10 protein-coding genes are annotated in these 12,483 nt (G+C 72.0%); 4 read left to right on the top strand and 6 right to left on the bottom strand.

What is annotated here, in order from left to right:
- Positions 1-20: 20 nt before the first annotated feature.
- Positions 21-3,698 (bottom strand): family 78 glycoside hydrolase catalytic domain, encoded by a 3,678-nt coding sequence (locus ACWCQ1_RS30695; RefSeq protein ID WP_451027837.1) that lies wholly within the window; start codon positions 3,696-3,698, stop codon positions 21-23.
- 185 nt (positions 3,699-3,883) lie between these two features.
- A complete protein-coding gene (locus ACWCQ1_RS30690) occupies positions 3,884-4,255 on the bottom strand; it encodes a cytochrome P450 (protein WP_451027836.1) in 372 nt (123 codons plus the stop codon).
- On the opposite strand from ACWCQ1_RS30690, the gene ACWCQ1_RS30685 reads away from it, so the two are divergent.
- Both ACWCQ1_RS30685 and ACWCQ1_RS30680 read left to right on the top strand, forming a co-directional pair.
- Positions 4,254-4,382, top strand: coding sequence for a hypothetical protein (locus tag ACWCQ1_RS30685; RefSeq protein WP_358602896.1), 129 nt, complete (start codon positions 4,254-4,256; stop codon positions 4,380-4,382). The two genes, ACWCQ1_RS30690 and ACWCQ1_RS30685, sit on opposite strands and share 2 nt — an antisense overlap.
- A gap of 71 nt (positions 4,383-4,453) precedes the next feature.
- Positions 4,454-5,059, top strand: a complete 606-nt coding sequence (locus ACWCQ1_RS30680) for a TetR/AcrR family transcriptional regulator (protein WP_358602893.1) — start codon at positions 4,454-4,456, stop codon at positions 5,057-5,059.
- Positions 5,060-5,062: 3 nt separating this feature from the next.
- On the opposite strand, the gene ACWCQ1_RS30675 is transcribed toward ACWCQ1_RS30680, so the two are convergent.
- The 4 genes from ACWCQ1_RS30675 to ACWCQ1_RS30660 form a co-directional block, all read right to left on the bottom strand.
- The gene (locus ACWCQ1_RS30675; protein WP_451027835.1) at positions 5,063-6,001 is read right to left on the bottom strand and encodes a CU044_5270 family protein; all 939 of its coding nucleotides are present in this window, start codon (positions 5,999-6,001) and stop codon (positions 5,063-5,065) included.
- Entirely contained in the window at positions 5,998-6,669 is a 672-nt protein-coding gene (locus ACWCQ1_RS30670; RefSeq protein WP_133049148.1) for an RNA polymerase sigma factor, read from the bottom strand. Before ACWCQ1_RS30670 ends, ACWCQ1_RS30675 begins: the two co-directional genes overlap by 4 nt.
- 63 nt (positions 6,670-6,732) lie before the next feature.
- Positions 6,733-7,788 (bottom strand): maleylacetate reductase, encoded by a 1,056-nt coding sequence (locus ACWCQ1_RS30665; protein ID WP_358602883.1) that lies wholly within the window; start codon positions 7,786-7,788, stop codon positions 6,733-6,735.
- Complete coding sequence (locus tag ACWCQ1_RS30660; protein WP_358602922.1) at positions 7,785-8,648, bottom strand: dioxygenase family protein; 864 nt, start codon at positions 8,646-8,648, stop codon at positions 7,785-7,787. The genes ACWCQ1_RS30665 and ACWCQ1_RS30660 overlap by 4 nt, the downstream gene beginning before the upstream one ends.
- A gap of 1,248 nt (positions 8,649-9,896) precedes the next feature.
- On the opposite strand from ACWCQ1_RS30660, the gene ACWCQ1_RS30655 reads away from it, so the two are divergent.
- Positions 9,897-11,096, top strand: coding sequence for an EfeM/EfeO family lipoprotein (locus tag ACWCQ1_RS30655; RefSeq protein WP_358602880.1), 1,200 nt, complete (start codon positions 9,897-9,899; stop codon positions 11,094-11,096).
- On the top strand, positions 11,093-12,331 hold the full coding sequence (gene efeB / locus ACWCQ1_RS30650; RefSeq protein WP_358602877.1) for an iron uptake transporter deferrochelatase/peroxidase subunit: 1,239 nt from the start codon (positions 11,093-11,095) through the stop codon (positions 12,329-12,331). Before ACWCQ1_RS30655 ends, efeB begins: the two co-directional genes overlap by 4 nt.
- Positions 12,332-12,483: the final 152 nt, after the last annotated feature.

Raw genomic sequence — 12,483 nt, 5'->3', positions numbered from 1 at the left:
GGGCGTCAGCCGTTGAAGCCTCAGCCGTTGAAGACGTACGACCCCGCCCGCGCCCGGTACACCTCGTACCCGGCGCCTCCCGAGGTGTCGTCGCGGAGGTGGGCGACCCCCTTCGGGGCACTGACGGGCTTGTCCTGCGTGGGCACCCAGATCTCGGCCTCGGTGTTGCAGGGGACCGTGACCGCCAGTTCGATCCTGCCGTCCGCACGCCGTCGCCACTGTGAGGACACCCTCCCGCGCACGGTGTCGATGGAGGCGCTGACGTGGTCGAGCGGGGCGGGCGACAGGTCCGTGTCGTCGACGCCCGTCGGTACCCGGCTGTTGACCGGGGCCGAGGGGATGTACGGGCGGATGCGCAGCGTCTCGTAGGCGGTCGAGGTCGGCCTGATGCCGGCCAGGCTCTGGTAGAACCAGGTGGCCACGTTGGAGCGGTAGTGGTGGTCGACCGAGAGCCGGTCCGTCCACTGTTCCCACAGCGAGGTCGCGCCCTTGGCGATCTGGTGGACGTAGCCGGGCACGCCGGTCCGGGTGACCGCGCGCAGCGCGATGTCCGTGTAGCCGTACTCACTGAGGATGTTGAACTCGTAGCGCGAGCCGTACATGTCGTTCTGGATGTGTCCGTCGGCGGCCGTGATGCGGTCGGCGAGCAACTGGGCGAGGGCCTTCTTGTTCTCGGCAAGTGTCCCGGTGCCGGACAGGTGGCGGGGGTCGTCGGGGTCCAGGTCGGAGCCGGGGACCAGGTCGAAGGCGATGGCCATGGCGTTCTCGCTGGAGATGCTGCCCTGGGTGAAGTGGCCTTGACCGCTGTCCCAGTAGTTGGCGATGAACGCCTTGCGCAGGGTGCGCGCCAACCCGGCGTAGTGGGCGGCCCGTTCGGTGCGGCCGAGTCCGCGGCCGACCTCGTCCATGTAGTCGCAGAAGTGGATGTAGAAGGCGAGGCTGATGACGGCGTTGCTGCCGGGGGCCTCGGCCCCGGAGTAGGCGCCGAGCGAGGCCTCGAACCGGTAGGCGTTCTCGGCGGTGAACAGCGTCTCGTAGTACGTCAGGAGCCTGTCCTGGTGGTCGTACAGCTCGGCGAACAGGCTGCTGTTGCCGTAGTACGCGTGCAGTTCCCTCGGGATGACGAAGTACGCCGAGTCCCAGGCCGGGACCGCCTTCCACGTGGCGTTCCAGCCGGGGGTGCGGTCGTAGCCGTAACCGCCCTTGGCCACGGGGACGAACATGGGGAGCTGGCCGGTGGAGATCTGGGTGTCGGGGAAGTGGCGCAGGTAGTTGGTGAGCACCGCGTTGACGTCCCAGGTGAGGGATTCCGACTCGGAGCTGGCCATGGCGTCGCCGGTCCAGCCGTTCTTCTCCCGGGAGGGGGTGTCGGTGGGCTTCTGGACGAGGTTGTTGCGCTCGGCCCACTCCAGGTTGCGCTGGAGGCGGTTGAGCAGGGCGTTGTCGGTGGTGAAGGTGCCGGTGCGGGCGAAGCCGGAGCGGGCGACGCCGACGGTCAGGACGTCCGCGTCCCGCTTGAGGTCCGGGGGGCGGCCCAGGACGGCCTCGAGGTTCATGACCTCCAGGTAGCGGAAGCCGAAGTGGCTGAACTGCTGTTCCCAGGTCTGCGTCGGCCGTCTGCCGAGGGTGTAGTAGTGGGTCTGGAGGTCGGCGTCGTGCTGGAAGTTCTCCTCCTCCACGGAGAGCGGGGAGGCGGTGGTGCCGTCGCCGCCGGTGATGCGGTTGCCGCCGCGGATGCGGAGGGTCAGGCCCTCCTTGCCGGGGCGCACGCCGGTGAGGGACAGGCGGACGAGGCCGGTCATGATCTGGCCGTAGTCCAGGATCCAGACGCCTGATCCGGGTGCCGTCTCGGTGAGCGACACCGGGCGGAGAGTTTCGTTGACCAGCACCGGCTCCGCCTCGTGTGCGCGTACGGCGGCGGGCCGGAAGCCGGCGGGGATCGTGGTGGCGGGCAGCGGGCCGTGGTACTCGGGGGACGGGCCGGAGCAACTGCCCGGCGGGATCAGGACGGTGGCCGGGCGCCAGTCGCGTCCGGTGCGGTGGTCCGAGGTCCGCCACTCCCCCAACTCCTCGGCCCGGCGGGCGTCGTACTTCTCGCCCGAGTACACGGAGTCGAAGATCGTGGGTCCGTCGGCGGTGAGCCAGTCCTTGTCGGTGACGAGGGTGGTCGTGGACCCGTCGGAGTGGGTCACGACGAGCTTGGCGCGCAGGCGGGGTGCCCCGTTGTAGGGGGCGAGCTGCCAGTACCACTCCTGAGGGGTCGTCACCCCGTACCAGCCCCGGCCCAGTTCGGCGGCGAGGACGTTCTCGCGGCCGTCGCGGAGCAGCGCGGTGACGTCGAAGGTGTCGTAGAGGACCGTGCGGTCGTAGGTGCTCTGGTCGGTCAGGAGGCGGGGCACGTTGGTGCGCTCGCGCGTCGCCTGCTTGCCGTCGACCGTGATCGGCTCGCCGTTGACGGTGAGGGTGACGTTGCCGGCGGCGCTCAGGTGCAGGCGGGCCTTGGTGATGCGGCGACCGCGGGGCAGGGTGAACGCGCGGCGCAGGAGGGGGGCCGGGTTGGCGATGGGGAGGATCGCGTTCTTGGCGGGGATGTAGGGGTTCTTGGGCGGGAAGGTCAGGCCGTCGAGGGTGGCGATGCCGGCCTCGAAGGGGTTGGCGCCGGTGGTGAGGTCGACGGCGAAGTCGGGGGCGCCGGTGCCGGTCACCTTGACGTCGCGGATGGTGGCGGAGGTGCCGCCGGCGAAGCCGAAGCTGCCGTGGCGGCGGATCTGGTCGCCGGTGAGGGTGCGGCGGTCGACCTCGACGTCGTTGACGATGGTGGTGACGGTGAGGTCCTGAGCCGTGACCCGGACGGTGTGGTCGCGGGTGGCCCACGTGTCCTTGGTCAGGCCGGTGGAGGCGGGGAGGGTGATCGTGGCGACGGGCACGCTGCGGGTGCCGGCGGTGGTGGGGTTGGTCTCGCTCTGGGGGTCGTAGTGGTCGACGCCCCAGTGGGGTTCGGAGGTGCCGTCGTCGACCCAGGTGTTGCCGGCGTAGTGGCTGGTCCTCATGACCAGCTGCATGTCGTCGCCGTTGCGGCGGATGGCCCAGTTGAGGCCCTCGCCCCAGGTCTTGCCGACCGGTTCGGCGCGCAGCAACAGGGACAGGCCTCCGGTGGGATCGGGGCCGCCGCGGAAGACGACCGTGGCGGTCAGGTCCCGCCAGTCGTGGTCCTGGGGCTGACGGCCGCCGATCCACTGCGCGCCCGCCCAGTCCTTCTCCCCCTTCAGCAGACCGGTCTCCCACCGCGCGGGCTCGCTCCAGGGCCCGGGAACGCCCTTCTCGTCCCAGCTCCGCACCTGCCAGAAGTACGCCCGCTCCGAACCCAGCGAACCGCCCTCGTAAGGGACTTCGGTGCTGATGGAGCTCGCCACCTTGCCGCTGCGCCAGACGTCCGCCCGGCCGGGGCCGGTGCCGACCCGGATCTCGTACGCGGTCTGGCGGGCGACCGGAGGCAGCCAGCTGAAGGCCGGCGCGGTCTCGGTGCCCAGCGGCTCGGTGCGGGAGTTGACCTGCAGCCCGGCCGGTGCGGCACCGCGCCCGCCGGACGCCCGGGCCCGCGGTGCGGCGGCGAGCGGAAGGGAGGCCCCGGCCGCCGCCGCGGTCATGACGCCGATCAGGTGCCGGCGGCTCAGCGCACTTCTGTTGTCCTCGTCCACGGATCGTTCCTTTCGTCCCCGGAAGGCAGGGTGGAGCAAGTGCTTGAGACGAAGCACTTGAAACGTTTCAATACCTTCCAAGTGGAAAGCTTACGAACGACCCGGGCGAAGCACAATGGTTCGGTTCCGTCGGACTCGTCGGCCCATGCGGCCGTGACGGCCAGGCGTTCGGCGGGAAGATCCGCTCACCGCTCTCCGTGTCCGTGATGCCGATGGCCTCGATCGGGCAGGACTCGGCGACCTCCAGGACGAGTTCGGAGGCCGGCAGGGTCTCGGACCGTGCCCGTCCCTGGCCGCCCTCGTCGAGTTCGAACACCTCGGGCACGGAGGCCGCGCACGGTCGAGGTCTGCGCCAGCTCGGCGTGGTCCCTGTCCATGTCCCAGCCGGGGAAGCTCCGGAGGATCTCCTCCGCCGCGATCCGGCCCTCCAGCCGGGCGAGGGCCGCGCCCAGGCAGAAGTGGGCGCCCACGCCGAAGCTCATGTGCTGGCTGACCCGGTGGATGTCGAAGCGGTCCGGGTCCTCGAAGCGGCGGGGGTCACGGTTGGCGGCGACCATGACGAACGCCCTCGGCCGGATCATCATGATGGAGAACACGATGGGCATGACGACCCGGCACACGGAGGCCCTCGCGTTCGTGGAACAGTTCCTCGAGCGGTACGAGGGCGCCGCCACGGACGCCTGAGAGCCCGCCGACTCCAATTCCGACCGTGTGGTAGATTTTCGGGTCGCTTCGTCGAGGAGGGTGAGCGCACCGTGGGGCAGGCAAAGGCACGGGGGCCGTACGCCAAGACACCGGCCCGCCGGGCGGAGATCGTACGGGCGGCACGCGAGAGCTTCGCCGAGCGCGGTTACGCCAAGGCCTCCCTGCGCGACATCGCCGAGCGGGCCGGCATCACCCACGCCGGACTGCTGCACCACTTCCGCGACAAGGACGAACTGCTCGCCGAGGTGCTCGCCGACCGCGACGCGGAGGAGTGGCAGCAGGGCCTGGACCAGGTGGAAGGGCCGGACCAGCTCGCCCCCTACCTCGCCGGGCTCATGCGCCGCCACCAGAAGGCCCCCGAGCTGATGCGGCTGTGGATCGAGCTCGCGGCGGCGGCCTCCCGGCCCGGCCATCCCGCGCACACGTACTTCGTCGAGCGCTACGAACGCAGCCGCGCCCAGTTCGCCGACGGCTTCCCCGACGAGGCGGCCCGCGGCGCACTCCGCGAGGGGGTCACCCCCGAGAGCGCCGCGGTCCTCTTCCAGGCGGTGCTCAACGGGCTCCAGTTGCAGTGGGTCCTCGACCAGGACCTCGACATCGTGGGACCGGTCACCGATTTCGTCCGCCTGCTGTTCGAGCGGGACGACGCCCCCTAGCACTCAGCGCCCCGGCGTCCGGCCCGCCTTGTCCGCGACCCCGGTGTCGAGCAGTGCCTCCTTGTTCGAGCCCAGGTAGTCGAGGGACCGCTTGTCGAAGACCCAGACGGTGCGGTCGCCGCGGTCCTTGAAGGTCAGGCCGATGCCCGAGCGGCCCGCGTAGTCCTTGGCGTTCTGGACGACCGAGACGCCGGGGATCCGCGCCGCGGCGCGGTAGAGGGCGGCGTCCAGTGCGGGCAGCAGCGTGGCGTCGGGCAGCATGTCGCCGATCTTCTCCAGCGCGGCGCTCTGCTCGGACTGCCCCTCGCTCCTGCCGTGGGCGTACAGCTTCTCCAGCAGGGCGTCGGGATCCGTGGGCAGCGCCGCCAGTTCGCGGTAGGTGGTGACATTGGCGTCGGGGTTCAGCCGCATGTCGTGGGTGCCCTTGGAGTACGAGGCGAAGGGGTCCCGCGGGCGGGGCTGCGGGCCCACCAGCACCGTGATCCGGCGCAGGCCCGCGCGCTTGCCGTCGACGGCCGTCCAGGTGGACTCGCGCAGCACCCGGATGTCGTCGTCCGCGAACTTCATGAAGCCCTGGGTGCGGACGTAGACGTACTGGTCGTCGCGGACCGGCACGGCCTGCTTCGCGGCCGCGACCTCGGCGATGCGGTTGAGGAGGTCGGCCGCCCTCGCGTCGGGGGCGGGGGCTGCGGCGGAGCCGATCAGGACGGTCGCGGCCACCGCTGCGGCCGCGCCCAGGGGTACGGCCATCAGGACGAAGCGGCGGCCCGGAGAGCGCCGGCGTGTCCCTGGCGCGTTCCCGGTCTCCTCGAAGTGCCGTGCCTCCATGGTCAGTTCGCGCATGAGATGGTCCTTCAGCAGGTCGTGGCGGTCGCTCGTCAGGACCGGTTCGCCCGGGCTCGGCAGCAGCCTGGCCAGTTCCTCGCGCTCTTCGGGGTTCATCGGTGCTTCTCCTGTGTCGACCGGGCCGTTTCGGGGCGGCCACCCGGTACCTGTCCGGTGCGCGGGCCGGGTCTCGCCTTCTCCTGCCGGGCCAGCTCCGCCTCCGACAGCCGTCGCAGGCGCTGCCTGGCCCGGGCGAGCCGTGAGCGCACGGTGCTGGCGGGAACGCCGAGGGCCTCGCCCGCGGCCGCGTAGCTCAGGCCCGACCAGACGCACAGGGCGAACACCTCGCGCTCGGCGGTACGGAGCCTGCTCAGCGCGGTGCGGGCGGCGGTGAGGCGTGCGGCGTCCTCCATGCGGCCGACGAGGTCGTCGGCGAAGTCGGGCAGGGGGTCCCGGTCCGGTAACCGGGCGAGCGCGGCGCTGTGCCGGCGGGCGGCTCGGCGGACGTTGCGCAGGACGTTGGTGGCGATGCCGTAGAGCCAGGACCGCAGGCTCTCGTCCGCGGGCGCGCCGGTGTCCTGGTCGAGGCCGGCGGCCTCGGGTCTGAGTCGTTCGCGCAGCCGCCAGGCCTCCAGGAAGGTCAGGGACACCACGTCCTCCGCGGTGCCCCGGTCCCCGGTCAGCCGGGCGGCGTGGCCGTAGACGGCCCGGGCGTGCGCGGTGAACAGCTCGGCGAACGCCTCGGGATCGCCAGCGCGTATCCGCTCACGTAGGGAAAGTTCCACAACCAGCTCTGTCCGCCCGGCCCGGGTCGTCTCTGTGGCGACGATCACATCATGCGTGGGCCGTCAGGGCGCGAGGCTCCCGTTGAGGGCGTCCGTGAGCAGGCTGCGGAGCTCCGGTTCGGTGATCGGGCGGGGGTTGGCGTAGGGCTGGGCCTGGGCCTGGGTGACGATTTCGTCCAAGTCCTCCTCGGCGAGCCCCAGTTGGGACAGGGAGCGCGGGGCTCCCAGGGCGGCGGACGTGCGGGCGAGGTGGTCGGGTACGTCGTCGGTGGCCAGCGCCCGGCGCAGGGACTGGTCCGCTTCCGGTGCCGCCGGGAGGTTGAAGGCGGCGACGTACGGGAGCAGGACGGTGTGGGTGGCGGCGTGGGGCAGGTCGAAGGTGCCGCCGAGGATGTGGCAGAGCTTGTGGTGCAGGGACATGGTGGTGGCGCCCAGGCACGCGCCGCACAGCCAGGCACCGCGCAGGGCGTCGGCGCGGGCGTCGGTGTCCAGCGGGTCGGCGGCGATCGCGGGCAGGGCCGTGCCCAGGGAGCGGACCGCCTCCTCGGCCATGGCGGAGACGATCGGCGAGGCGTCGGGGGCGTAGAGGGCCTCCACGGCGTGCGCGACGGCGTTGAAGCCGCTGGTGACCGACACGTCGACGGGGAGGCCGACGGTGAGGTCGGGGTCGTAGACGACGCTGCGGGGCAGGACGGCGCGGTCGCGGCCGGTACGCTTGCGGCCGTGCTCGGTCAGCCCCCACACGGGGGTCATCTCCGAGCCGGCGTAGGTGGTGGGCACACAGATCACGGGCAGCCCGGAGTCCAGGGCGATCGCCTTGCCCAGACCGACGGTCGATCCGCCGCCGATGGCCAGGCAGCCGTCGGCCCCGGTGTCCCGGGCCGCCGCGCGGGCGGCGTCGGCGACCTCGACCGGGACGTGCATCCGGGCCTCGGTGAAGGTCCCGGCGCACGCGTCGCCCAGAAGGGCGGCCGCCTGCTCGGCGAGGGCGCGCTGACCGGGTGTTGACAGCACCAGCAGTCGGCGCAGCCCCAACCGCTCAGCCTCCTGAGGCAGTTGGCGCAGACTGCCGGAACCGAAGACGACCCGCATGGGCAGGGCCTCGTACGTGAAGGTCATCGGGAGCCCTCCGGCGCCAGCACGATGTCGAAGCGGGCGTGCGCGAACGGCACGGTCACGCCGAGGCGTTCGGCGTCCTGCTCGTCGTGGGACTCGGCGAACTCGGTGATCAGGCCGCTCTTCACGGCGAAGACGGCGTCGGAGTCGATGTAGGGGCTGTCCGCGACGAACACGTGCGTGGTCACCGGCAGGTGGCCCGCCGCCTTCGCGATGAAGTGGATGTGGGCGGGGCGGTAGGGGTGACGGCCGGTGGCGTCGAGGAGGCGGCCGACGGGGCCGTCGGTGGGGATAGGGTAGTGGGAGGGGACGACGGTGCGGAACCAGTAGCGGCCCTCGTCGTCCGCGCGGAACAGTCCGCGTCCGTTGCCCGGCGGCTGGACGTCGGGCTGCTGGACGTCGTAGAAGCCCTGCTCGTTGCACTGCCACACGTCGAGTTCGGCGCCCGGCAGCGGGGTCCCGTCGGCGGTGAGCACCCTGCCGGAGACCACGCATGCCCGGCCGGTGCCCAACAGGTCGATGGAATCGCCGAGTTCGCGGTCCGGGGACTCGGTCATGTGGAAGGGGCCCAGGACCGTGCCCTCGGTGCCGTTCTCGGTCCCGTTGATGGTCTCCACCAGCATGGAGACACCGAGGACGTCGGAGAGCAGGACGAACTCCTGCCGGGTGTCGTCGCACTTCTGGCCGACGGCGGTGAGGAAGTCGATCGCCTGCTCCCACTCCTCGAGCGTGGGCTCGACCTCCCGCACGAAGTCGTGGAGGTGGCGGGTCAGGCTTCCCAGTAGCTCCCGCAGCCGCTGGTCCTTGGTGGTGCGGAAGCTGTCCACGACCGCGTCGGTGGCGGTCTCGACGGTGAAGTCCATGGCGTTCCCAGCTGTTCGAAGATCGCGGCCCGGTAGTTGACGCATAAACCAGTCTGCAGCGTACGCGTCGGGTTCGCCCGCGTGGCCGTGGAGGGTGTGTTCCCGGCCGTGCCGGACGCGGCCGGTCGCGGTGGCCGGGTGGCCGCGCGGGGCAAGGGTCCCTGCTGCTCGTGGCGGGCGAGTGGACCAGGCCGCCATGGAGCAGGACAGCGGGCGGGCGATGCGGTGACCGTCCGGGCCGAAGCGCAGGGCGTCCATGACCGGGCCCCTTCGCTCCGGTCCTCGGTGCCCACCGGAGCCGCCATCCGCTCGCGGCGGGCGGTACGGAACTCGGAGACCGCCGGTGCCACCGGGGCACCGTTGACGGCCACGGCGGCGGCCAGACGGGCGGGGAATCGGCCGCCGAGGCAAACGCCGTAGAGGCCGACAGGCCGGACGAGGCGGGGTGGGACGCGGGGAAGTCGAGGAAGCGGGCGAAGCCCTCGGTGACGCGCTCGTCGACGTACAGCCCGGGGCGCGGCCGGGACGCGTCCTGGCCCGGCCCCTCTGCGAACGGACAGGCCAGTCCGCCGGCGGCATACGCGGCGGGGACGGTCTGGTGGACCGCTCCCCAGCCGCTGAGCCGGCCCCACACGACGACCACCGCCCGGGTGCCACAGCGGGCAGACACAGCCGGCCGGTGAGCGTGCCGCCCGCTGAGGGCTCTCGACGCGCTCCAGGCCCGGCGCGAGAGCGGGTGTACAGCTCCCGCTTCTCGGGGGTGTCCGTGTGATAGGCCATCTGCGCGAGCGTCAGGGCTGCCGAGGCGAGCCGGTGCGCCTGGCGGGCGGCGACGTCGTGTCCCGCCGCCCGCGCGTGCCGGGCGCGCTCCGGCTGCTCGTCCGCGATGGCCACGGCCGCATCCTGCCACCGCGTCCTGCCGGCAGTCCCGGCGAGCAGCCGACATGCGGACGCATCGTCCATGCCGCAGTCGGCCAGCCGGGTGAACGGCATGGCGCAGTGCGGGTGCGCCGGCTCTCGCCTTCCGGCTGGTCCGGGCGTCCGCAGCCGTGGCCCGAGCTGTAGGCGCGGCTCCAGAGGGCCGTGGTCCGCTACCTTCTCGATACACCCGGTGGCCGCTGAACGCCTCCCAGGACGCCGAGTGAACCCAGGGGGAACTCTTGGTCATGGCTTGTTGTGGACGCCTGTTCGGGCCGATTCCGCTTCCTAGGATGTGGTGATCACGTACGTACGACTCCGGAGGTCCGGATGCCGTTCTCCGGCCTCAGGCTGACCCCGCTACGGCTGGGCGGGGCGCTCGGTCTGCTGCTGGTGCTCGCCCTGGTCGGCCTGTCGCTGGCCCGCTCCGGGGGCGGAGCCCACGCCCGGACCTCCTCCGACGGGCTGCCGCACACCACCGTCGAGGTCTCACCGAGCCGCTGCGGCCACGGCTGGGACGACCCGGTCCCCGGCGTCCAGGTCTTCGACCTGCACAACACCACCGACGGCGCCGCCGAGGTCTTCCTGGAGGACCCGAGGAGCCGGGCCGTGTACGGCGAGGTCGAGGACATCGGCCCCGGCACGACCCGCACCCTGACCGTCCGCGTAGGCAAGGGCTCCTACGCCTTCAAGTGCGTGCCCGACGACGCCGACGCCGTCACCGGACCCACCGTCCGGATCAGCAGCGGCCGTCCGGGACCGGCCGCCGCCCCGGTCAGCGAGCACGACCTGATCCCGCCCGCGATCGCCTACCAGAAGTGGGTCGGCACCGGACTCGCCGACGTCGTACGGCTGACCACCACCCTGCGCGACGACATCGACCGCGGCGATCTCGCCGGGGCGCGCACCGACTGGCTGCCGGCGCATCTGGAGTACGAGCGGCTGGGCGCCGCCTACGACGCCTTCGGGGACGCCGACGGGCAGATCAACGGCACCGACGCGGAGTCGGCCGACGGGGTGCGCGACAGGGACTTCACCGGGTTCCACCGGATCGAGTACGGGTTGTGGCACGGGCAGTCGGCGCAGGAGCTGCGCGGTCCGGCCGGCGCCCTGGTGAAGGCCGTCACCGCGCTGCGCGACGACTGGGCGCAGACCCGGATGGACCCCGCCCAACTCGGGCTGCGGGCGCACGAGATCGTGGAGAACACCGTGCAGTTCGAGCTGACCGGCCGGACCGACTACGGCAGCGGCAGCAACCTCGCCACCGCCCGCGCCAACCTCGACGGCACCCGCGAGGTGCTCTCCCGGCTGCGGCCACTGCTCACCTCCCGGTACGCCGATCTGCCCGGCCTGGACAAGGAGCTGGACCGGGCCGGGCGGACCCTGGACGCCTTCCGGCACGGTGGCACCTGGACACCGCTGGACCGGCTGAGCCGTACGCGGCGCGAGGACGTCGACGCGGTGTTCGGTGATCTGGTGGAGCGGCTGGCGTCGGTCGCAACCCTGTTCGACCCGCGGAGGACGGTGTGAGCACGCACGAGCAGCCGGGCGGAGTCGGCCGGCGCCGGTTCCTGCGCGGCGCGGCCCTGGCGGGCGCGGGACTGGCCGCGGGAGGCGCGGCCGCCCCCGGCGCGGCGACGACCGCCTCCGACGCGGCCACTCCCCCGGTCGCGCCGTTCCACGGCGTCCACCAGGCCTCCGTGACCGCCAAGCCCCGCAGGTGCACGGTGTTCACCTCCCTCGACGTGACCGCCGACAACCGCGCCGACCTGACCGACCTGCTCAGGACGGTCACCGAGCGCGCCCGCTTCCTGACCGCGGGCGGCACCCCCGACCCGGTCGGCATCACCGCCCCGCCCGCCGACTCCGGCGTCCTCGGCGAGCAACTGCCGTCCGGGGCGCTGGCGGTGACCGTGGGCGTCGGCGCGTCGCTCTTCGACGACCGGTTCGGCCTGGCCGAGCTCAAGCCCCGCCGCCTGACGGCCATGCCGTCCTTCCCGGACGACGACCTCAGGGCGGACTGGTGCCACGGCGACCTCAGCCTGCAACTGCACGCCGACGACACCGACACCGTGCTGCACGCCCTGCGGGACATCGCCCGGCACACCCGGGGCGGGATGCAGGTCCGCTGGCGCCTGGACGGCTTCTCCAGCCCGCCGAGGCCCTCCGGCACCCCGCGCAATCTGATGGGCTTCAAAGACGGCACCGCCAACCCGGACCACGCCAGCGCGCGCGAGATGGACCGGCTGGTGTGGGTGGGCCGCTCGCTGGGCGAGCCGGACTGGGCCGTCGGCGGCAGCTACCAGGTCGTCCGGCTGATCCGGATGCTGGTGGAGTTCTGGGACCGGGTCTCGCTGAACGAGCAGGAGCGCATGTTCGGCCGCTCCCGTGAGTCCGGCGCGCCCCTGGACGGCGACGCGGAGCACGACACGCCGAAGTACACCGACGACCCCAAGGGCGACGTCATCCCGCTGGACTCCCACATCCGGCTCGCCAACCCCCGTACGACGGCCACCGCCGACCAGCGCATCCTGCGCCGCGCCTACAACTACGACCGGGGCATGGACGGCAACGGCAACCTCGACATGGGGCTGCTGTTCTGCTGCTACCAGCAGGACCTGGCCCGGCAGTTCGAAACCGTGCAGCACCGGCTGGCCGGCGAGCCGCTGACCGACTACATCAGCCCCTTCGGCGGCGGCTACTTCTTCGCCCTGCCCGGCGTGCGCGACAGCCGGGACTGGTACGGGCGCGCCCTCCTGACCTGACCGTGTATCACCTGACCGCGTATCACCTGCCTGCGTATCACCTGACCTTGTATGGACAACTTCTTAGCCCGATCGGTCAATACACAGTCAAGGTTTGTCCCAGCATCCCTGACCCGGTGTTCACTCTCGCGCCATCATGTCTCCGCCGAAGT

The sequence above is a fragment of the Streptomyces sp. NPDC002144 genome (genome assembly GCF_053593695.1).
Note: the sequence above shows the minus strand (reverse complement) of the source record. Positions and strands in the feature narration are given on the sequence as shown.